General features: G+C 37.8%; 26 protein-coding genes. 10 read left to right on the forward strand and 16 right to left on the reverse strand.

The window, feature by feature from the left end:
* Nucleotides 1–7 precede the first annotated feature (7 nt).
* Complete coding sequence (locus tag ACQY77_RS05880; protein ID WP_421938912.1) at nucleotides 8–457, forward strand: methylglyoxal synthase; 450 nt, start codon at nucleotides 8–10, stop codon at nucleotides 455–457.
* Nucleotides 458–550: 93 nt separating this feature from the next.
* On the forward strand, nucleotides 551–1,411 hold the full coding sequence (locus ACQY77_RS05885) for a hydroxymethylglutaryl-CoA lyase (protein WP_421938911.1): 861 nt from the start codon (nucleotides 551–553) through the stop codon (nucleotides 1,409–1,411).
* 14 nt (nucleotides 1,412–1,425) lie between these two features.
* On the opposite strand, the gene ACQY77_RS05890 is transcribed toward ACQY77_RS05885, so the two are convergent.
* The 3 genes from ACQY77_RS05890 to fbaA all read right to left on the reverse strand — a co-directional run bounded on the left by ACQY77_RS05890 (nucleotide 1,426) and on the right by fbaA (nucleotide 3,506).
* A complete protein-coding gene (locus tag ACQY77_RS05890; RefSeq protein WP_421938910.1) occupies nucleotides 1,426–1,848 on the reverse strand; it encodes a GNAT family N-acetyltransferase in 423 nt (140 codons plus the stop codon).
* On the reverse strand, nucleotides 1,848–2,327 hold the full coding sequence (locus ACQY77_RS05895; RefSeq protein WP_421938909.1) for a low affinity iron permease family protein: 480 nt from the start codon (nucleotides 2,325–2,327) through the stop codon (nucleotides 1,848–1,850). Before ACQY77_RS05895 ends, ACQY77_RS05890 begins: the two co-directional genes overlap by 1 nt.
* A 99-nt stretch (nucleotides 2,328–2,426) precedes the next feature.
* The gene (gene fbaA, locus ACQY77_RS05900) at nucleotides 2,427–3,506 is read right to left on the reverse strand and encodes a class II fructose-bisphosphate aldolase (protein WP_421938908.1); all 1,080 of its coding nucleotides are present in this window, start codon (nucleotides 3,504–3,506) and stop codon (nucleotides 2,427–2,429) included.
* A gap of 206 nt (nucleotides 3,507–3,712) precedes the next feature.
* On the opposite strand from fbaA, the gene accD reads away from it, so the two are divergent.
* The 4 genes from accD (at nucleotide 3,713) to ACQY77_RS05920 (ending at nucleotide 7,746) form a co-directional block, all read left to right on the forward strand.
* The gene (gene accD / locus ACQY77_RS05905; RefSeq protein ID WP_421938907.1) at nucleotides 3,713–4,558 is read left to right on the forward strand and encodes an acetyl-CoA carboxylase, carboxyltransferase subunit beta; all 846 of its coding nucleotides are present in this window, start codon (nucleotides 3,713–3,715) and stop codon (nucleotides 4,556–4,558) included.
* Between the two features lie 363 nt (nucleotides 4,559–4,921).
* On the forward strand, nucleotides 4,922–5,386 hold the full coding sequence (locus ACQY77_RS05910; RefSeq protein WP_421938906.1) for a YciI family protein: 465 nt from the start codon (nucleotides 4,922–4,924) through the stop codon (nucleotides 5,384–5,386).
* A 107-nt stretch (nucleotides 5,387–5,493) separates the two neighbouring features.
* Entirely contained in the window at nucleotides 5,494–7,041 is a 1,548-nt protein-coding gene (locus ACQY77_RS05915; protein ID WP_421938905.1) for a M20/M25/M40 family metallo-hydrolase, read from the forward strand.
* A 123-nt stretch (nucleotides 7,042–7,164) separates the two neighbouring features.
* Complete coding sequence (locus ACQY77_RS05920; RefSeq protein WP_421938904.1) at nucleotides 7,165–7,746, forward strand: TIGR00730 family Rossman fold protein; 582 nt, start codon at nucleotides 7,165–7,167, stop codon at nucleotides 7,744–7,746.
* A gap of 30 nt (nucleotides 7,747–7,776) precedes the next feature.
* On the opposite strand, the gene ACQY77_RS05925 is transcribed toward ACQY77_RS05920, so the two are convergent.
* The 7 genes from ACQY77_RS05925 to glmM form a co-directional block, all read right to left on the reverse strand.
* Nucleotides 7,777–8,781 (reverse strand): cytochrome d ubiquinol oxidase subunit II, encoded by a 1,005-nt coding sequence (locus ACQY77_RS05925; RefSeq protein WP_421938903.1) that lies wholly within the window; start codon nucleotides 8,779–8,781, stop codon nucleotides 7,777–7,779.
* Nucleotides 8,782–8,783: 2 nt separating this feature from the next.
* On the reverse strand, nucleotides 8,784–10,109 hold the full coding sequence (locus ACQY77_RS05930) for a cytochrome ubiquinol oxidase subunit I (protein WP_421938902.1): 1,326 nt from the start codon (nucleotides 10,107–10,109) through the stop codon (nucleotides 8,784–8,786).
* A 193-nt stretch (nucleotides 10,110–10,302) separates the two neighbouring features.
* A complete protein-coding gene (locus tag ACQY77_RS05935) occupies nucleotides 10,303–11,202 on the reverse strand; it encodes an MBL fold metallo-hydrolase (protein WP_421938901.1) in 900 nt (299 codons plus the stop codon).
* Nucleotides 11,203–11,280: 78 nt separating this feature from the next.
* Complete coding sequence (locus tag ACQY77_RS05940) at nucleotides 11,281–11,484, reverse strand: hypothetical protein (RefSeq protein ID WP_421938900.1); 204 nt, start codon at nucleotides 11,482–11,484, stop codon at nucleotides 11,281–11,283.
* A gap of 131 nt (nucleotides 11,485–11,615) precedes the next feature.
* Nucleotides 11,616–11,825, reverse strand: coding sequence for a hypothetical protein (locus ACQY77_RS05945; protein WP_421938899.1), 210 nt, complete (start codon nucleotides 11,823–11,825; stop codon nucleotides 11,616–11,618).
* A 290-nt stretch (nucleotides 11,826–12,115) separates the two neighbouring features.
* Nucleotides 12,116–13,264, reverse strand: coding sequence for a cysteine desulfurase family protein (locus tag ACQY77_RS05950; protein ID WP_421938898.1), 1,149 nt, complete (start codon nucleotides 13,262–13,264; stop codon nucleotides 12,116–12,118).
* A 102-nt stretch (nucleotides 13,265–13,366) separates the two neighbouring features.
* Nucleotides 13,367–14,752, reverse strand: coding sequence for a phosphoglucosamine mutase (glmM, locus tag ACQY77_RS05955; RefSeq protein ID WP_421938897.1), 1,386 nt, complete (start codon nucleotides 14,750–14,752; stop codon nucleotides 13,367–13,369).
* Nucleotides 14,753–15,103: 351 nt separating this feature from the next.
* Between glmM and ACQY77_RS05960 the strand changes: the two genes are divergently transcribed.
* The 4 genes from ACQY77_RS05960 to ACQY77_RS05975 are packed head-to-tail and all read left to right on the forward strand — an operon-like array spanning nucleotide 15,104 to nucleotide 17,764.
* On the forward strand, nucleotides 15,104–15,835 hold the full coding sequence (locus ACQY77_RS05960; protein WP_421938896.1) for a class I SAM-dependent methyltransferase: 732 nt from the start codon (nucleotides 15,104–15,106) through the stop codon (nucleotides 15,833–15,835).
* Nucleotides 15,832–16,395, forward strand: a complete 564-nt coding sequence (locus tag ACQY77_RS05965) for a phosphatase PAP2 family protein (RefSeq protein WP_421938895.1) — start codon at nucleotides 15,832–15,834, stop codon at nucleotides 16,393–16,395. Before ACQY77_RS05960 ends, ACQY77_RS05965 begins: the two co-directional genes overlap by 4 nt.
* Nucleotides 16,396–17,118, forward strand: coding sequence for a ZIP family metal transporter (locus tag ACQY77_RS05970; RefSeq protein ID WP_421938894.1), 723 nt, complete (start codon nucleotides 16,396–16,398; stop codon nucleotides 17,116–17,118).
* Nucleotides 17,119–17,158: 40 nt separating this feature from the next.
* Nucleotides 17,159–17,764, forward strand: coding sequence for a Uma2 family endonuclease (locus tag ACQY77_RS05975; protein ID WP_421938893.1), 606 nt, complete (start codon nucleotides 17,159–17,161; stop codon nucleotides 17,762–17,764).
* Between the two features lie 12 nt (nucleotides 17,765–17,776).
* Here ACQY77_RS05975 and ACQY77_RS05980 read toward each other — a convergent pair whose 3' ends face one another.
* From ACQY77_RS05980 to ACQY77_RS06005, 6 genes are all read right to left on the reverse strand, one after another.
* Complete coding sequence (locus tag ACQY77_RS05980; protein WP_421938892.1) at nucleotides 17,777–17,920, reverse strand: DUF5522 domain-containing protein; 144 nt, start codon at nucleotides 17,918–17,920, stop codon at nucleotides 17,777–17,779.
* Nucleotides 17,921–18,141: 221 nt separating this feature from the next.
* Nucleotides 18,142–19,083: an exonuclease gene (locus ACQY77_RS05985; protein ID WP_421938891.1), complete on the reverse strand. Its 942-nt coding sequence runs from the start codon at nucleotides 19,081–19,083 to the stop codon at nucleotides 18,142–18,144.
* Between the two features lie 30 nt (nucleotides 19,084–19,113).
* Entirely contained in the window at nucleotides 19,114–19,716 is a 603-nt protein-coding gene (coaE, locus tag ACQY77_RS05990) for a dephospho-CoA kinase (RefSeq protein ID WP_421938890.1), read from the reverse strand.
* Nucleotides 19,716–20,663, reverse strand: a complete 948-nt coding sequence (locus ACQY77_RS05995; RefSeq protein ID WP_421938889.1) for a YbbR-like domain-containing protein — start codon at nucleotides 20,661–20,663, stop codon at nucleotides 19,716–19,718. Before ACQY77_RS05995 ends, coaE begins: the two co-directional genes overlap by 1 nt.
* A gap of 174 nt (nucleotides 20,664–20,837) precedes the next feature.
* Nucleotides 20,838–21,149: a preprotein translocase subunit YajC gene (yajC, locus tag ACQY77_RS06000; protein ID WP_421938888.1), complete on the reverse strand. Its 312-nt coding sequence runs from the start codon at nucleotides 21,147–21,149 to the stop codon at nucleotides 20,838–20,840.
* Between the two features lie 24 nt (nucleotides 21,150–21,173).
* A complete protein-coding gene (locus ACQY77_RS06005; RefSeq protein WP_421938887.1) occupies nucleotides 21,174–21,614 on the reverse strand; it encodes a DUF1573 domain-containing protein in 441 nt (146 codons plus the stop codon).
* Between the last annotated feature and the right edge of the window lie 21 nt (nucleotides 21,615–21,635).

A 21,635-nucleotide genomic window follows, 5' to 3' on the forward strand; every position in this document is an offset into this window, starting at 1 on the left:
CTTTTAAATGACTGTTAAAACATTAGCGCCCAAAAAAAAGATAGCATTAGTAGCACATGACCACCGAAAAGATGATTTGGTAAATTGGGCACTTAGAAACAGAGATGCATTTGTAGGGCATGAACTGCTTGCAACCGGCACAACAGGAAGATTAATTGAAGAAAATTTAAACCTACCCGTGCGTAGACTTCTAAGCGGACCTTTAGGTGGGGATCAACAAATTGGGGCATTAATTGCCCAGGGTGAAATTGACGTGCTGATTTTCTTTTGGGATCCGATGGAAGCACAACCTCATGATCCTGACGTAAAAGCCCTGTTAAGAATTGGCATTGTTTGGAATATTCCAATGGCTTGCGATGTGGCGACAGCAGACTTCTTAATCTCATCACCATTTATGCAAGGTACATACGAAGCCGCGCTAACTGACTATGATGCTTACAAGAACAGGGTACTTTAACTTTAGTCATTAGTCATTAGTCATTAGTCATTAGTCATTAGTGGAAATTTGAATAGCAGCTTGTTGTTTTAAATTCTTTACAATAAAATAAAAATGAGCAAAAACCCATTCAGATTAGTAGAATGCCCTCGAGATGCCATGCAGGGACTACATGATTTTGTGCCTACACAACTTAAGTCGGCCTATCTCAACCTGTTACTTCAAGTGGGCTTCGACACATTAGATTTTGGAAGCTTTGTATCACCAAAGGCTATTCCTCAAATGGCAGATACAGCAGCAGTTTTAGCTCAATTAGATTTGAGTAATACCTCTACCAGGCTTTTGGCCATTGTAGCCAATTTAAGAGGCGTAGAAGAAGCTGTTAAGCATAAAGAGATCAATTACCTTGGTTTCCCTTTTTCTGTCTCAGAAACGTTCCAACAGCGCAATACGAATTCGAGTATTGCGCAATCTCTCACAACGGTAGAGGAAATGCTTTCACTTTGTGATAAAAATGATAAAACTGCAGTGCTTTACCTTTCTATGGGTTTTGGAAACCCTTATGGAGACGAATGGAATTATGAAATTGTAGAACATTGGGCTGATATTCTCATCAGCAAAGGCGTTAAAATACTTTCATTAGCTGATACTGTAGGGGTGTCTACACCTGAAAAAATAACTTCTATACTCCCTAAGTTGATTTCGAGGTTTAATCACACAGAAATTGGAATTCACCTTCACTCTACCCCTACAGAGCGAGTGGAAAAGATAGCTGCAGCTTATGATGCAGGGGTAAAACGCATAGATTCGGCATTAAAAGGTTTCGGGGGCTGTCCGATGGCTGCAGATGACCTTACCGGAAATATTGCTACTGAGGATGTGATTACCTTTCTTAATTCAAAGGGTGTAAATTTGAATCTAAATATGGATAAGTGGAATGAGGCAATGATCCTTTCGTCCAGGATATTTGGATAATTGCCCCGTTTGCGCTATGCCTTTTTAACCATTTTAAAATGCTGAATACCAGCCTCTTCAAACTGATCACCCTCGGCAACAAAACCGAATTTGGCATACAAACTCATCGCATCCAACTGGGAGTTGAGGTAAATGTAATGTGCATCTTCGGGTAAATCAGATAAAGCTTCAGCGATTAAAGCACGGCCAACCCCCTGCCCTCTAAAATCTTTTAGCACCGCAAAGCGCTCTAATTTATATCCTGCATCCGTTTTACGCCACCTGCATGCACCGCAGGGCTGGCCATTGTGTGTAGCTAAAAAATGAATAGACTCATCTTCATGCTCCCACTCTAGTTCTGGCGGACAATTCTGCTCATCAACAAAAACAATTTTGCGAATGGCAAATACTTTATCTAAATCTTCCGGATGTATTACTTTTTGGACTTGAAGGCTCATTATTGATTAGATTTAAAATGTTTATTCGTTTGTAATTTTATTTCATTTAATTGCTTAGCTACATCTATAGAATGTGAACAATGAATATCGGCCTCTTTTTTGGCAAGTGCAGCAATAGTAACGTAAAATTTATGCAGTTGATCCAGTTCCCTTTCACTCAGGTCTTCGATATCAACCATACGATTACTGGCACCATTCTGAGCAGCAATGAGTTCGTTTAATTTCAACTGAATTGCCTTACCGTCTTTATTTTGTGCTTTTTGAATAAGGAAAACCATCAAAAAGGTAATAATCGTAGTACCTGTATTAATCACCAGTTGCCAGGTCTCAGAATAGTTGAATAAAGGACCTGTGAGTGCCCATCCTAAAACTATAGCTGTTGCAGCAATAAATGCAACAGAACTTCCGGTAAACTTGGTTGCAGCATTAGCAAATTGCTCAAAAAAATTGCTTTTTTTGAATTCTTTAGATTTTCTCATCACATTTTGTTTGATTAAATATAGCCATAAAACAAACAAAAACGCCATAGGTTTTATACCCATGGCGTTTTCTTATCATCGTAATGTTAAATAAAAACCTTATAGTTTATCATTTACATTCACACAGTTTAAATCTTCGAAAGCTACTGTTAAACGTTTAACAAAAGCCTCTTCAGCCTTACGTAACCAAACGCGGGGATCATAGTATTTTTTGTTTGGTTTATCATCACCATCAGGGTTACCGATCTGGCCTTGTAAATAAGCTTCGTTCTTTTTATAGTATTCTAAAATACCTTCCCAGAAAGCCCATTGCATATCTGTATCGATATTCATTTTGATTGCTCCATAAGAAATTGCCTCTCTGATTTCTTCCTGTGAAGAACCAGAACCACCGTGGAATACAAAGTTGATTGGTTTCTCGGCAGTTAAGCTAAATTTCTCTTTGATGAAATCCTGAGAATTTTTTAAGATTACAGGTTGTAATTTTACGTTTCCTGGCTTATAAACACCATGAACGTTACCAAAAGCAGCAGCAACAGTGAAACGAGGAGAAACTTTACTCAACTCTTCATATGCATAAGCCACCTCACTAGGTTGGGTATATAGTTTTGAACTGTCTACATCGCTATTATCTACGCCATCTTCTTCACCACCGGTAACACCCAGCTCGATTTCGATAGTCATATTCATCTTAGCCATACGTGCTAAATATTTAGCAGAAATCTCCATATTCTCTTCGATAGATTCTTCAGATAAATCTAACATATGTGAAGAAAACAATGGTTTTCCGGTTTCAGCAAAGAATTTTTCACCATGGTCTAAAAGGCCATCAATCCAGGGCAATAATTTTTTAGCAGCATGGTCAGTGTGTAAAACCACTGCAACGCCATAATGCTCTGCCAATAAGTGTACATGCTTAGCTGCAGATACAGCACCTAAAATACATGCTTGTAATTTCTCGTTATCTAAAGATTTACCCGCATAAAACTGCGCACCACCATTAGATAATTGAATCATAACTGGCGAATTTACTGCCTTTGCCGTTTCCATTACTGCATTAACCGTATTGGTTCCGGTTACGTTTACTGCAGGTAATGCAAACTGATGTTTTTTTGCCTGTTCAAATAATTCTTGAACGGCATCTCCATAAATTACGCCTTTGTAGCCTTTTAAACTCATCTCTTGTTAATTTTATTAAGTCCGAAGTTATAAAAAAAAATAACATTTCAAGCTTTTATCCATATAGAATTATTTGCCTACAAGCAAAATAAGGCCAATTTAGTGTAAAAACTACATTATCCATAGTGTAACATTTACACTAAATAGAAATACTTGAGTTAAAATAATTTTTCGTTTCTTTGCAATCCAATTCTTTAAAAAATTATATGGCTTGGTTTAAGAGAGAAAAAAAAGGTATCATTACCACAACCGAAGAGAAAAAAGAAGCACCTGATGGTCTGTGGAATAAATGTCCAAACTGCAAAAAACCCCTACATCAGGCAGAACTGCAAGAAAACAAATATGTTTGTCATTATTGCGATTATCACCTCCGCGTAGGTTCAAAAGAATACTTCGAGGTTTTATTCGATAATAACGATTTCAAAGAGCTTTTTGCCAATTTAACTTCTGGCGACCCATTAAACTTTAACGATAACAAACCTTATACAGACAGGATTGTTGAAAGCCAGGCTAAAACAGGCTTAAAAGATGCAATCCGCGCCGCTACAGGTAAAATTGAAGGTCAGGATCTCGTTATTGCCTGTATGGACTTCTCCTTTATTGGAGGCTCAATGGGCTCAGTTGTAGGAGAAAAAATTGCCCGTTCTATCGATTATAGCATTAAACACAAAATTCCATTTTTAATGATCTCCAAATCTGGAGGTGCACGAATGATGGAGGCTGCATTTTCTTTAATGCAAATGGCTAAAACTTCGGCTAAACTGGCCTTATTAAGCCAGGCAAAAATTCCTTATATTTCTTTATTAACCGACCCAACAACAGGTGGAGTTACTGCCTCTTATGCCATGTTAGGTGATATCAATATTGCTGAACCAGGTGCTTTAATCGGCTTTGCGGGCCCACGGGTTATTAAAGAAACCATCAAAAAAGATTTACCAAAAGGTTTCCAGACTTCAGAATTCGTTCTGGAACATGGTTTCCTTGATTTTATTGTTGATAGAAGAGCCATGAAAGCAAAACTTGGAGCGTTTATCAAAATGATGAATAACTAATAAGATTCGGGCGGGATTGTTTAATTGTTGAAACGTTTAATTGCTTAATTGAACTGACACCCCTTAATGTTAAACTTCTAACTGAAAATTGTTACCTGAAAACTGAAAAGCAGGGCTTGTAGTACTTCGGTATGGCAGTCCTGCTTTTTGCTTTACTCCGTTGCACTTCGTGTTCGCGTCAATCAGGTTTATTTTACGCAGCTTTGGTATTTCTTTTGAACTTTCAACTGGTAAGTACGCTAAACCTCAGCTTAAATTGCGGTTTAGCGACCTGAGCCAACAAAACCTAACCTGTTAACGCAAATTTCGTATTTCCCATTCCCCACAAATTCAGTATTTTTAATGCAACCAAACTAAAACGTTATGAAAAAGATATCACTGCTTGCCTGTCTGCTTTGCACAATTCTCTATGTTAATGGTCAGGAGAAAAAACCAAAAGCTGCCTTTGATGAGGCATTAGCTAAAAAATTAGGGGCCGATAATTACGGAATGAAGATGTATGTTTTAGTGATTTTAAAAACCGGCACTAACACTACAGAAACAAAGGCCAAAACCGATAGCCTTTTTGCAGGCCACATGGCCAATATGGGGAAATTAGTAGAGATGAACAAGCTCATCGTTGCTGGTCCAATGGGGAAAAATGACAAAAACTACCGCGGAATCTTCATCCTCAATACCAAATCTATAGAAGAGGCCAGACAGCTCCTGGAAACCGATCCGGCAGTAAAAAGTAAAGTGCTTGATGCCGAACTATACAATTGGTATGGCTCTGCAGCGCTCTCAGAGTATCTTCCTTTCCATGAAAAAATCCAGCGGGCTGGCTTTTAAAGATGCGGAGTTGGTTAAAGCAATAAAGTGCAACATTTCCATTAATAAAGCATAATGCGCATAGTTATTTGGTAAATTAGCTTTTCAGATAATTAACTAAACTTACTATGAATAAAAAACTCCTGCTATCAGCGCTATTTTTAGCCGCCTCTTCGCTATCTTTTGCGCAAGACAAGAAAATAATTGAAGGTATTGTTAAAGAAGTTAATGAAAACTCACAATTAGAGAAATTAGCGCACGAACTTTTAGATGTAGTTGGACCGCGCCTGGTTGGTAGTCCGCAAATGAAACAGGCCAATGACTGGGCAGTTAAAAAATATAATGATTGGGGAATTTCTGCAAAGAATGAGAAATGGGGCGAATGGCGTGGTTGGGAAAGAGGAATTACCCATATTGATTTGATTAGCCCAAGGCTAAGAACACTTGAGGGCACTCAGCTGGCCTGGAGCCCATCAACAAATGGCAAAGCCATTAATGCCGAGGCTATCGTTTTACCTGCAATTACAGATTCTGTTGCTTTCCAAAAGTGGCTTCCCAGCGTTAGCGGTAAACTGGTTTTGATCTCTATGAACCAGATTTCTGGTCGGCCAGAGAAAAACTGGGAGGAATTTGCTACTAAAGACTTATTTGAAAAATACAAAAAAGAAAAAGAAGCCGCGGCAAAAGCCTGGGCAGCAGGCATTACTAAAACGGGGTTGACCGCCAAGAACCTGGCTTTATCAATAGAAAATGCTGGCGCTGCAGGCATCATTATCAACAATTGGTCGCAGGGTTTCGGTGTAGATAAAGTTTTTGGTGCCAATACTACAAAAATTCCTACCATAGATTTATCTGTGGAAGATTATGGTTTAGTTTATCGTTTAGCCGTTAACGGCAACAAGCCCATGCTGAAAATATCGGCCGAATCAAAAGAATTAGGGCTTGTACCTACCTTTAATACGATTGCTGAAATAAAGGGTAAGCAGAAGCCAAAAGAATATGTAATGCTATCCGCCCATTTTGACTCCTGGGATGCAGCGAGTGGCGCCACAGACAATGGCTCCGGTACAATTTTAATGATGGAAGCGCTGCGTGTGCTTAAAAAGTTTTATCCTAATCCTAAACGTACCATTTTGGTAGGCCATTGGGGCAGTGAAGAGCAGGGATTAAATGGTTCAAGAGCCTTTGTAGAAGACCATCCTGAAATAATCAATAACCTGCAAGCCTTGTTTAATCAAGACAATGGTACAGGCCGCGTGGTGAATCTATCTGGTCAGGGCTTTGCCAAGGCGAAAGATTATTTAACCCGCTGGTTGGCTGCAGTACCAGATACCATTAAAAATCAAATCAAAACCAGCTTCCCTGGCACCCCGGGTGGTGGCGGATCAGACTTTGCCTCTTTTGTAGCAGTGGGTGCTCCAGGCTTCTCTTTAAGCTCTACCAGTTGGGATTATGGCACCTATACCTGGCATACCAATCGCGATAGTTATGATAAATTGGTTTTTGATGAGATCAGAAGCAATGTAATCCTGGCTGCAATCATGGTGTATATGGCTTGCGAAGATCCTGAAAAAACATCGAGGGAAAAAGCGACAGATTTACCTGTAAATGAGCGCACCGGAAAACCTGCTGCCTGGCCAGAGCAGAAAAAAGCGACCAGAAAGGGAGGATTATAAAAAATACCCCATAACTATTAGGAGCATTTCAACAAATGCTCCTTTTTAATTTAATTTCTCCAGGGTTGAACAAGAAGCCTTTAAATAAGAGAACAACTATATTTGTAGCAAAATAAACATTTGATGAAAAGAATAACTGTTTTTTGTGGTTCGAGTTTTGGTACTGAAAAAATTTTTGAAGAACAAGCCTATTTATTGGGTAAAACTTTAGCGAATAAAAATATTGGTCTGGTTTATGGTGGTGCAAAAGTTGGTTTGATGGGCAGTGTAGCCAACGGAGCTATGGAAAACGGAGGGGAAGTAATTGGTGTGCTACCCCACTTCTTAAGAAGTAAAGAGATTGCTCACAATCATTTAACTGAACTGATACTGGTAGACAGTATGCACGAGCGTAAGACCAAAATGAATGATCTCTGCGATGGCGTAATTGCACTACCAGGGGGATTCGGAACGCTTGAAGAGGTATTTGAAATGCTTACCTGGGCACAATTGGGCTTGCACCAGAAACCAATAGCTTTCCTCAATATTAATGGCTTTTACGATGAGTTATTTGCGCTGCTTAAAACAATGGTTACCAAAGGTTTCTTAAAAGAAATCAATGAAAGCATGGTATTATCAAGCAGTAATATTGATGATTTATTGCTGAAAATGGAAAATTACCAGGCCCCTACCGTTGGTAAGTGGATTAAAAAAGAGGAAGTTTAACACCCCTGGCCTATTACACAAACCAAAAGGCTACTCTTCTTTCTTCTGAAACTTATAAAACAGATAGCCTAAAAATGGCAAAATCAAAATGCTACCTAACAATAGCGCCAAACCTAAACTATAGATCGTTTTTTCTGGCCCTAAAGTTTCAAAAAGTGAAATGGCATTTCCACCTTTGAGTCGAATAAAGTTAGGAAAATGGGCATAACTTATCGCTAGCAGAATCATTGTGACCTGAAACCCTGCCAAAAGCCGTAAAACTTTCGTTTTGCCTTTAATGAGGAGATACCAAAGAAGGATTAATGATAAACTAGCCAGAACTATGGCAGAAAGACCAATTGTATTTTTAAAAACCCAATCTACTAAGGGGATATCATCTCGCTGTGCAGCTATAAATACCATGGCTCCAAAAACAACGGCAGCTACATTCATGAATTCAGCCTTTTTAATGAATCTTTTTTTATCATGCTCATCATTGGTTTCACCAATCAGATAAATTGCAGCCAGAAACCCGCAAAGGGCAACTGTAAACAAACCTACCGCTACAGAGAACCAGTTTAACCAGCTATAGATATAAGCTGAAACAAAATCAGTTGCCTGCGTATCAATATGACCTGAAATGACACTTCCGGCAATAATGCCCAGAAATAGTGGGGTAATAAAGCTCGAATAACGAAATATACGGTTGTATAGCCATTGCATATCATCTTTGATGGCATCGTAATGGCGAAATACAAATGCTGTTCCCCGGGCAATAATACCAATGAGCATAATGAGTAATGGAATATGCAAATACACAGACATGGTGGTATAAATGCGTGGAAAACCAACAAAAAGGATTACAATAGCGATAATTAGCCACATGTGGTTGGCTTCCCAAACCGGACCAATAGCCTGGTACATCGTTTTGCGTGTTTTGCTTCGGTTTTTAGATGAAGTGAACATTTCAATTATCCCAGCACCAAAATCTGCCCCACCGAGCAGGAAATAGAGTAAGATCCCCAAACATAAATAAGTGATAACAACGTATTGCATGGCTAAGATTTAGAGGTTTCAGATTGATTATAGAGGACAGGAACCATTTTAATCTGACGATACAGCAAAAAGATTACTATGATACTTAAAGAGACATAAATGGCAGAAAAGATGTAAAAAGAATATACCACACCCGGCATTGGTGTTACCGCATCTTTTGTACGCATGATACCATAAATAATCCAGGGTTGTCTTCCCACTTCTGTTACTACCCAACCCGCTTCCAATGCAATATAGCCTAGCGGAATAGCATAAACGAACAGCTTGAGTAGCCATGGCTTATCCTCAAAAGGCTTCTTCCTGATGAGCAATACAAAATAAACAACGGAAATTAACATCAGCAAGGTGCCAATACCTACCATAATTTGAAACGCATAATGTGTTATGGCTACAGGAGGTTGATCAGCAACCGGAATCCGATCCAAGCCCTTCACCTCTGCTTTAAAATCGCCATGTGCCAGAAAACTCAATGCTCCAGGAATTTTAATGGCTCCATGAACTGTTTTATCCTTTTCGTTAACAATACCACCAATAAGTAGTGGGGCTGGCTTTTCTGTGTGGTATAAAGCCTCCATTGCGGCTAATTTTGCCGGTTGTCTTTTGGCTACATCTTTAGCTGAAATATCGCCACTTAAAGGTTGAAGCAAAGCACCTATACAGGCAAATGTAGCGGCTATTTTAAAGGCTTTCAGGTGAAACGATCTATTCCTGTTTCGCAAGATCATCAACGCATGAACCCCGGCAACTGCAAAACCTGTTGCAGTAAATGCAGCCAAACACATGTGTAGCGCTTGTGTAAACCATGCACGATTAAACATCGCCTGAATAGGATCTATATTGAGGTACTGACCGTTTACAAAATCAAATCCTGCCGGACTATTCATCCAGGCATTTGCTGCAACCACCAAAATACCAGAGGCTAAACCACTTACACCAACAACCATTCCTGTAAACCAATGAAACCATTTATTAAGCTTGTTCCATCCGTAAAGGAAAAAACCTAATGCAATTGCTTCGATAAAAAAGGCAGTGCCTTCTAACGAAAAGGGCATTCCAAATATCGGCCCGGCATGTTCCATAAATTTCGGCCACAGTAAGCCCAACTCGAAAGAAAGCATCGTTCCGGAAACTGCACCGGTAGCAAAGAAAATCGCTACCCCTTTACTCCAGGCTTTAGTAAGATCTTTATAAATTTCATTATTCGTTTTTAACCATCTGTAGTGTGATACTGCCATAAAAAAGGGCATCACCATACCTATACAAGAAAAAATAATGTGGAAGCCTAATGATAAGGCCATTTGGGAACGTGCGGCAAGAAAATCATCCATATCTGAGGGGATTAGCTATTGTCACAAATATAATAGATAAGGATGTAGTTATAAGGTGTTTAAAGCGGTAATTTAGAATTATTTTAAATATAGAATGTTTATAAATAACGAAAAAATTTGGCTGTACTTCCCAGCCCATTAAGCCAGTAAGCCTCGCTTTTTTTAGCGAGGCCGGTAATCAATTTCCAAATTTTTACACTCCTTTTAGTTCATCGTAAGCGGCGCCTAAGCTCCTTTGAATGCCTTCACCTTTCCATTCAGGAGCATTTGGAATAGCGGTTATCTTTAAGATATCTTCCTTCGTTTTTCCTGCTTTTATTTCAGCGCCTACAAAAGTGAGGAGATTTTGCAAATAACTCTGAAATGCTTTAATATCCGCTTTACTACCCGTTACTTTTTCGGGATCCAAACTATGCCCCCAGATAAATAGTGTATCATTATCGAATTGATTGACAATTTTATCTAAAGCTACGATCCAATTCCCGATATGGGCACCATTTTCTCGATCAATGTAAGGGAACTTACGGTTGAACACCAGATCTCCTACATGGGCAATATTGGCATTTTCAAAATGATAAACCGCATCACCATTGGTGTGTCCGGAGCCATAGTAATAGGCGCTGATGCGTTCATCTCCTATTTTAGCTTTCCAGCCAGTGCCAAAAGTAGTATCGGGCAACAATTGCTTTTCTAAGTTATTTGCTTTTTCGGCACCTCTTTTTTGATTCACTAAAGAATTTTGATGGGCAACCACTTTTTGGGCTAAACCTTTAAAAGCAATATTGCCAGCGGTATGATCTCCGTGATGATGGGTATTGAGCAAGTATTTGAATGGTTTCTCACCCAGTTTTTTCAACTCTTCAATTACATGGGGTGCTGTTGTGGGAAACTGGGCATCAACTACCACAAATCCATTCGCAGAATTTAACCAGGCAATAGTACCACCCTGTTCAGTAAAAATGCCGACGTTATTTCTAAGCAGCTTAAAATTATAGGCCCTGAACATTTCCTGTTGCGCAAATACGTCTGATTTGTATATGGACAGCATGGCCATTGCCAAAGCTGAATTTTTAATAAAAGATCTTCTTTCCATTTTAGGGATTAATTTAAAAAACCACAGCAAATGCCGTGGTTTAAATTTAATGATTTTGTGTGAAAAGCAAGACGCTTTTTATATGGCCGAACCCGGCGTTGCGCCCGGCTCATGACCTGGACCTAACGGATTGTTTTTACGTTTATCTTCTTTGCTGAATAAATTTGTTGTTATTTTCGAAGATTTGTTCTCATCTAAAGAATCGTGATCCCTAACATCCTCAGGCTTTTTATCAAGTAAATCATTCTCTATTACTTTTCCTTTTTCCTTATTGGTTTCCATAGTATTTCTAAATTGATGTACTTATGGAACATTGAGATCAGGGTTTTGTTTAGAAAAAATAAAATCAGCCGGAGGCATAGCATATCCCCTCCTCTTGATATAAGGATTTGAAAAATTAGTTTTTCTTTTATCTAAAATCCGGCACCTGGTATATTACCAATTTCATGAATACATCCAAAAGAATGGAATCTTCTTTTATGTATCTTGTTAAAATGATTAGAGGTTTCTATCGAGAAAGTACTCAAATCGAAAATGCGCGCATGTTTCTTGTCCTGATTTGACGTCTTGTTTTTCAACGGAGCACTTCCAGTGCCCGAGTTGAGGTTTCTATTTGTTTCCATAACGATATGAATATACCCCCTGATATCAGCATCAAGGTTTCGGGTTAAAATAAATTGTAAAGCGGTAATTTGATAAAATCTATGCTTTAAAATAAATACTTTGGGTGGATGGCTTAACCTTATGCTTGGAGGATGGGTGATAAGGTTTCGTTAGCGGATTACAGATAAATAGCTATAAATGACCTAATTGTTATATAAATATAATATATTTTTTAGACTTCAGCCAAATATTTCAGATAAAAAAAAGCCCTGACTTTTCAGCCGGGCTTTCCTCTCTGGTTAATGATTGTTTATGCCAATGCATTTTGTTTCACTACCATTTTTACTTTTTCTATTACGTAATCCAATTCTTCCTTTGTAGTATACTTGCTGAAAGAAAACCTTACCGAAGGGCGATTAGGGTCTGCCTTAATGCCATTTAACACATGAGAGCCGATATTAGAGCCTGATGAGCAGGCACTTCCACCTGAAGCACAAATTCCGTTTATATCCAAATTAAACAGCAACATATCGGCCATATCCATCTCCGGAAAGGATACATTCAGAACAGTATAAAGACTCTTATCTGCATCTGTTTCACCATTAAAAGCTATTCCCGGTATTTCGGCAACCAGTTGAGCTTTCAGGTAATCTTTTAAACCCTGAATATGATTTTGGTGTTGATCCATTTCTGCATAAGCAATTTCTAACGCTTTTGCCAAACCAACAATACCATAAACATTTTCTGTTCCGCCACGCATGTTGCGTTCCTGCGCTCCACCATAAATCATTGGTGGAATTTTAATGTTACTATTTACATATAAAAAACCAACGCCTTTGGGCCCGTGTAGTTTATGTGCAGCACACACAATAAAATGAGCTTTTAATTCTCTCACATTATGTGGATAGTGCCCCATGGTTTGTACCGTATCGGCGTGATAAATGGCGTTATACTGCTCACAGATGTCACCTACCCGCTTCATATCACTTAGCGTTCCCAATTCATTATTGGCATGCATAATAGATACAAAAGAACGCTCGTTATTTTGAAGGAGCTCTTCTAAATGCGCATAATCAATATTTCCTTTCTCATCAATATTTACGAAACTCAGCTTATCGATTTCACCATTTTTGAGCATCATATTTAAGGTGTGCTCAACTGCATGATGCTCTATTTTTGAAGTTATGGCATGCTTTATTCCATACGCTGAGATTCCACAACGAATAGCTGTATTATCGGCCTCGGTGCCACCAGAAGTAAAAAATATCTCAGATGGGGATGCATTTAACAGATTAGCCACTGTTTTACGTGCCTTCTCAACCAAAGTCCTAACCTCACGGCCAAGCGCATGGATAGCCGAAGGATTACCAAAATAGTTCTCCATTACGTTAGTCATTTCTGCAATAACATTTGGATCTAATGGCGTTGTTGCGGCATTATCTAAATAAACCCTTTTCATTTTTAAGAATAATTGTAGTTAGTGTATTATGCGCTCCTGTAAATACCTGAGCTCGAGACTGAGCACTATTGTCCCAGTCTCATTACTATATTTAAATTCTGATTATAAGTGAAGGATTTCCTTAATATCAGAGATAATCTTATTTGCTAAACTTTCAGCAATGGTTTCGTTTTCAGCCTCACTGTAAATACGAATGATTGGTTCGGTATTAGAGCGACGCAAATGTACCCAAGTTTTATCAAATTCTATCTTTAAACCATCAATAGTGCTGTAAGGCTGATTTTTATATTTCTCTTCCACCTTTTTCAGCAAATTATCGATATCCATTTCTGGGGTAAGCGTAATTTTATTTTTAGAGATGTGATAAGCAGGATAGCTGCTTCTCAATACAGAAATTGATTTACCAAACTTAGCCAAATGAGTTAAAAATAAAGCAATTCCAACCAGTGCATCCCTACCATAGTGAGATTCAGGATAGATAATACCTCCGTTACCCTCTCCACCAATAATGGCATTTGTAGCTTTCATTTTATTTACTACGTTTACCTCGCCCACTGCAGAAGCATTATATTCAGCCCCTGCTTTTTCAGTAACATCTCTTAAAGCACGTGTTGAAGAAAGGTTGGACACTGTATTTCCAGGTGTATTTTTTAACACATAATCTGCAACAGCAACTAAGGTATATTCTTCTCCGAACATGCTGCCATCTTCATTTACAAAGCAAAGCCTGTCTACGTCAGGATCTACAACAATGCCTAAATCAGCATTTTGTTTTTGTACCTCCTTAGAAATTTCGGTCAGATTTTCAGGAAGTGGTTCCGGATTATGCGGGAAATGACCATTAGGTTCGCAATATAATTCTACTACTTTTGTTACACCTAAAGCTTTTAACAAAGCGGGAATAAAAATACCACCTGTTGAATTCACACAATCAATAACGACTTTAAAATCGGCTTTTTTGATGGCTTCAACATCTACTAAGGGCAGCGCTAAAACCTTGTCAATGTGTTTTTGCAGGTAAGTATCGTTTTTAATCACCTTACCTAGCTTATCTACTTCAGCAAAATCAAAATCAGCCGATTCAGCTAAATCCAATACTTCCTTACCATCCGCGTCACTAATAAACTCACCTTTACCATTCAATAGTTTAAGGGCATTCCATTGTTTTGGATTATGACTTGCCGTTAAAATAATTCCTCCACCTGCTTGTTCATCAGGAACTGCTACTTCAACAGTTGGCGTAGTTGAAAGACCCAGATCTATTACTTCTATTCCTAATCCCTGCAGTGTACCAATTACCAGGTTATTTACCATTTCACCAGAGATACGGGCATCTCTACCTAAAACAATTCTTTTGTTACCTGTTTTCTGTACTACCCAGCTCCCAAAAGCTGCTGTAAATTTTACGATATCTATAGGTGTTAGACCGTCTCCAGCTCTTCCACCAATGGTTCCTCTGATTCCTGAAATTGATTTGATTAAACTCACTGCGTGTATTTTATATGATGCTCAAAAATAATAAAAAAAACAAGATAGCCGGCACTTGTTAACGGTTTAGTACTTTAATTTACATTCTATTTATATGACGAAATTTACAGAACACATTCAGCGTAATAAATCAAACGTATGTTCGATTTATCACTTTTTTGCAAAATAATCTTTGAATTCATCTACTTATTCAAAGTGCCTACGCCTAAATATTCTGATTTAAAAAGTAAATATTTAAACCAATACCTCTCCTTAAACCATATTCTTGCAACAATATTGCATAATTGATCATCCAGACTTTTGATCATGCTTGAAAAGCCTATATTTGCAAATCAAATAAAACGGCTAAGTATGCAGCGCAAATGGTTTCAATATTGGTTTAATTCGCCATATTATCACATCCTCTATCAACAAAGAAACGATGCAGAAGCCGAATTTTTCATTGATAATTTATCAGCTTATCTTAAACCGGCAGCCGATGCAAAGATGCTCGACATTGCCTGTGGCAAAGGAAGACATTCCATTTATCTTAATAAAAAAGGTTTTGACGTTACCGGAATAGACTTATCTGAGCAAAGCATTAAATACGCCAAACAATTCGAGAACGAAAAGTTGCATTTTCTGGTACACGATATGCGCAGACTTTTTTACATCAACTATTTCGATATTGCCCTGAATTTGTTTACCAGTTTTGGTTACTTCGAAACAGAAAAAGATCATGTTAATGCACTCAAAACATTCAGAAAATGTCTTACGATGAATGGCATTTTAGTTATTGATTATTTCAATACAGAAAAAATCATTAGAAATTTGAATTCCTGTGAGACTAAATCACTCGATGGCATTACCTTCAATATCACCAAAAATGTTGTTGACGGAAAGATCATTAAGAAGATCAATTTTGAAGATAAACAAAAGGTGTACAATTTTGAAGAGCGGGTTCAAGCTTTTAGTTTTGAAGATTTTGAACGGATGCTTGCTAAAGCAGGAATGGTTATCGACCAGTCATTTGGTAGTTATGCATTAGAAGGTTTTGATCAAAACAATTCTGACCGGTTAATTTTAATTTGCAGAAAAGCATGATAGAGCAAGTATTACAATTTGATACTGAACTATTTCTTAAAATCCATCTAGGACTCTCCAATGGCTTTTTCGATTGGCTAATGCCGCTCATGAGAAACCGTTTTTTCTGGTCGCCATTATACCTTTTCATCGTTATATTTTGCATTAAACAATACAAAAAACAGGGTTTTTACATCATTGGTATGATCCTTTTTACTTTTGCAATGGGCGATTTAATAGCTTCCAGGCTTATCAAACCCTTTATTGCTCGGGTAAGACCCTGTAATAACATTGATCTGCAAAACTATATTATTCACCGTGTACCATGTGGCAGCGGTTTGAGTTTTCCCTCTGCACATGCTACCAATCACTTTGCTATTGCCGTTTTTTTGATTTGTGTATTTTACGCAAGATGGAAACCCATTTTGCCCATAGGTTTAGCCTGGGCAGCAATTATCAGCTTTGCACAGGTGTATGTGGGCGTTCATTACCCTGTAGATGTTACCGTAGGTGCATTGTTAGGTACAACAATTGGCCTGCTATGTGCTAAATTATTTAAAACCCTACAACCCGATTTTTAAATGGAAGCTTGGAAATTTTGTGTTCTTTTTTTCTGTGCTTTTTTAGGCGGTGCTACCATCTTTCTGGTAAAAAGCGACAAGTCCAAATTACTGAAGCTAATTTTGTCTTTTAGCGGGGCTTATCTTTTTGCCATAACGGTTTTACACCTTATTCCTGATGCATACAGTGGTCCCGACAGCAAAGAAATAGGTATTTTTATCCTGATAGGTTTCTTGCTTCAAGTATTTCTGGAGCAATTTTCTGAAGGAGTTGAACACGGACATATTCATAAACACCATGATGGACATGTTTTCCCTTTTGGGATTATGATTAGTTTATGTCTGCATGCTTTTTTAGAAGGAATGCCACTGGCAAAAGATCAGCATAACGAACTTATTTTCGGAATCTCCCTACATCACATACCAGCAGCCTTTGCCCTGGCGAGTATTTTAATGCAAAATCATTTCAATAAAGGAAGCGTTGTTTTATACCTGGTGATTTTTGCATTGATGGCACCCTTTGGTTATTATGTTAGTTTGGGTTTAAGTAATGGTTCCATAGGTGGCGTTGAGGCTTACTTCAATAAAATTATGGGGATTGTTATTGGTATTTTCCTCCACATTTCCACCACCATTTTATTTGAATCAAGTGCTGATCATAAGATTAATACCCGAAAAATGATTGCAGTATTGCTAGGGATTAGTGTTGCCTTGATAGGCTTCTTCTTGGGCCATAACCATTAATTTCATTTCAAGCCACCCAAATTTTTCGTATATTAGATGTATGGAAGATATTGTAAATGAGCCTGCTGTTGCTTATAACAAACGTTATTTTAGCGCTGAGGAATATTTAGAGCAAGAACGTACTGCCAGCGAAAAACATGAATATTTTGATGGGGAAATCTTTGCTATGTCTGGGGCGAGCAATAATCACAATGAAATCTTCAGTAATTTATTTACAGAGATTGCAATCAAACTAAAAGGGAATTCTTGTCGGCCATATGGCAGTGATAAACGTTTGCAAATTCCGCAAAACACATTGTTCACCTATCCAGATATCTCTATTTATTGCAATGGATTAACACTAAGCGAAGTAGATGAAAATACTTCCATTCTACCTTCTTGTATAATTGAAATTCTTTCCCCATCTACAAAAGCGTATGACCGAGGTACGAAGTTTAAACTTTATAGAGATATCCCTAGCCTGAAAGAATATGTGATTATTGATTCTGAATCTATTCTGATTGAAGCCTTTCACATTAATGAAAATCAGAATTGGGAGCTGAAAGAATATAAAACAGTTAACGATCAGCTTAAATTTGTTTCACTGGGTTTTGATGTTCCTGTTGTAGAAATTTACAAGAATGTTTCTTTTATCAAAGAGAAATAACCTGGCTGTAGCCTATTTTTTATCCTTCTTCTTACCATAACCCCAAGGACAATGCCTGCATTTATTTTTGCAGCAATAGCCTCTTTTCAAATGATAAGCTTCAGTAAAAACCATCAGCCCCTGCTCGTTAAAATAAAAATCTTCGCCTTCTTTCATTAATTTCGAAATTATTGATGAGTTGGTGTTTGAATGACTGAATTAGTGAATGATCGAATTAGTGGGTGAAGGATAGATAGTCTTGGCTTTCAATACTCGCTACCTGATACTCAATTCCCGATACTTTATACTTGATACTTTATACTTGATACTTTATACTTGATACTATATACTTGATACTATATACTTCGTACTTGATACTCAATACTACTACCCGGCAACTAATTTAAAATCTTAACCACTAATTTACCCTCAAAATATGCCTTCAATTGTTTTCCATCCCCATGTAATGTCCAAACCTGTTGGGGTTTCACCATTTCAATGGTTTCTAAAATAGCATTCCAATCAGCATGATCAGAAATATACAAGGAAATTCCGTTCTGTTGTTGTAAATTTTTCCAACCTGATGCAAACACCCTCACCACATTAATGGCTTTATGGTAACTGTGAAAAACCATGGGTGGTACAATATAAACCTGTCCTTCATGATTGTTCTTCATTACTTTTCTGTCATACATCTTATAATTACCCAATTTCACGCCGTAATCTTCATAAATTTTTACAAATGGCATAATGCTATGGTGAACCATAACATTCCTTCCCGGGCAATGCTGACTCATCAACTGTATTAATCGTTGGCTTTTACCCAAAGCATAAGCACCCAGCATGATATTACTTGAGGTAGCATTCAGTTTTTCTATCTCCTGAACTGGTGATGGATGTATAACTTCAGGATTGGCAAAGGTACTTTCCGTAATTAACACATCTGCCCGAACAAATTCAAAAGGTTCGCAGCTATTATCGGGTTCTATCTTATAATCACCGGTGTAGAGATATTTTGCACCATCATACTCCATTAAAACCTGTGCAGAGCCTAAAATATGCCCGGCCGAGTAAAAAGTAATCAACACCTCTCCAATTTTAAATTGCTGGTGGTAAGCTTTGGTATGAAAATCGACCGCTGCAAATTTGCGATAACGGTGCTTCATGAAACTCATGGTCGGGCTTGTGCAGTAAACGTTCTGGCTTCCACCTATCGCATGATCACCATGTGCATGAGAAACCACTGCTTCTCTTACAGGTTGTTGCGGATCGAGGTAAAAGTCGCCATATCTGCAATATAATCCTGTAGGGGTAATGACAATAAAATCTTCTTTAATCATCTAATGATGTATTACGATAAAGTTTAGGGGTTATTGAGCCCTGACTTTTTCTAAAAATTGTTTATGGAGTGTATACACCTGCTCTATTATGGAGTTTTTTTCATCATTAATGATGGAATAATCTGCGAGTTTAACTTTCTCCTCATCGCTCAGTTGTTTATCCATTCGGGCTTTAACTTGTTCGGCAGAAATACCATCACGCTGCATCACCCTGCTTATTTTAACCTCCAGAGGGGCTGTTACCAGAATGTTTATGTCGCACATCTTATACGAACCACTCTCAAAGAGCAAAGCCGCTTCTTTTAACGTATATGGTGTGCTGGTCGAAATTTGCTTTTCCCAGGTATCAAAACCCCTAAAAACTGCCGGATGAACTAAGGCATTCAATTTTTTCAGTTCGGCTTCATCATTAAATACTATCCCGGCAATGTGCTTATTGTTAAGTGTACCATCGCTAAAGTAGCTTTCTTCTCCAAAAGTTTCTTTAATGCCAGCAATAAGAAGTTCATCCTTAACCATGATATTTTTTGCTTCCGGGTCTGCATAGAAAACGGGGATCCCCAAAACTTCAAATATCTTACAAACAGTGGTCTTACCACTCCCTATCCCACCCGTTATACCAATTTTCAACATTATTTTTCTATTACAAAATCTACCTTTGATGGGCTTACACTAATCAATTTACAATAATCAGGAAACTCAGTAATTTTCACTTTAAACTGACTGTGCTGCAAATTTAACCATTCATCGGCATTTACTGTGGCCTGTATAAAATTATCATCTACCTGATTGTAATTACTCAGGGCTACCAAAAAGGTTACTTTAATTTTTTTAGGATAAAGCTTAATGCTGTTGTAATTGCGGTTATTGATAATCTTCAGGGGCACCTCAACAGTCTTTTCTGTAAATTCATCTATCGGTAACTTAACTTCTACTGAGGAAGGAAATATACTCACATTCTTATGTGTACTGTGTTGCATGGCAATCCTTGCGGTACTGCTACTCTGTACATGATCAAGTTTTAAGGTATCAGTAGCCCATGCACTAATTTTATCGAGCTCCTCAATGGGACCTGTAACCGTTACATATTTAGGATTGAGTTTCACCTCATTGGAAATATCGTATTGCTTTACAAAGTTGATTTCTTTAACCAATTTTATCGGAACTTTTTTAACTGTTCTTTGTGTAAAGTCAAAATATAATGTATCGGGCTTTACGGATATTACTTTTTGGGAACTTTCCAATTGTTTATTCACATTATATAACTGATCAGAAAAAACCACAAAATCCTTTGTATTCAAGGTATTTAAACTCACAGCAATAGATTGCGGGTTAATCCTTAATCTGGCAAACAATAACTGCCATCCTGTGCCTTCAACTTGTAAATCTACTGTATCTGACTGCAGGGGATGAAAGGCTCTTTTTTGAGGGAAATTTTTATAAATAAGAACTGTTTTTGCCGTATAAACATATTTATTATTTAACGCCATAAAAAGCCATGCGGCAATAGCCAGCAGCAAGCAAGCTACCAGGCTGAGCACACGTCTTTGTTCTATTTTGGTTAACTTGATAAAAGGCATAAATAGCGAGTATTTTACAGCAGATTAATCTTAGTTTAAACAACAATTTAGCCAAATGTACCAAAACTTAGTTAGTAGCTCAAATAAGTATAAGAATCATCTCAAAACAAGTTCAATATCAAACAAGAAAGGCCAATCAAGTGATTGGCCTCTACTAATTAGTATTGCTAAAATTTATGCTTTTGGCGCAGTTGCCTTAGTTGCATCTAAAGAGATAGCAGATTTTTCGAAGCGGATTTTAGTACCACCCTCTACTTCAATTAAGAAAGTAGTATCGTTCATATCAACAATACGGCCATGAATACCAGCAGTAGTAATCACTTTGTCTCCTTTTTTCAACTCTTCTACCAATTTTTTATGGTCTTTGGCTTTTTTAAGTTGCGGCCTAACCATGAAGAAGTAGAATACCAATCCGATAGCTGCCATTACAAACAATTGCTTGTAATCGAATCCACCTGCTGCTTGTAAAATTACTGTTAATGTCATTTCTTATGTATTTGTGTTTTGTTATTATTTCTTTTCTAAAACTTCACCTACCAGGTGCACAGTAGTTACTTTCTCACTGGCGTTTGAAGTAACGGTAATCACTTTATCCTGCATACCCATTTTGCCTTCACTATTAAATATCACTTTAATTACACCTTCTTTGCCTGGTAAAATGGGCTCACCCGGAACCTGAGGAACAGTACAGCCACACGTTGCTGTAGCATTAGATACAATTAACGGGCTTTTACCTGTATTTTTAAGCTTAAACTCGTGTTGAACACTCTCGCCCTGAACAATTTTTCCGAAATCGAAAATATCTCTTTCAAAAACGATAACAGGCGCATCTGCAGATGGAACCGTTGCATTTTTTGAGGTATCACTTGTACTACTGGCAGCTGAGGTATTGGCATTACGACATGCTGTAAATGAACAAATGGCTAAGGCAAGTATGAATATTTTTTTCATAGGGTAATCAATTAATGGTGC

Origin of the sequence: Pedobacter sp., assembly GCF_965279535.1 — a bacterium.
Lineage (GTDB): Bacteria > Bacteroidota > Bacteroidia > Sphingobacteriales > Sphingobacteriaceae > Pedobacter.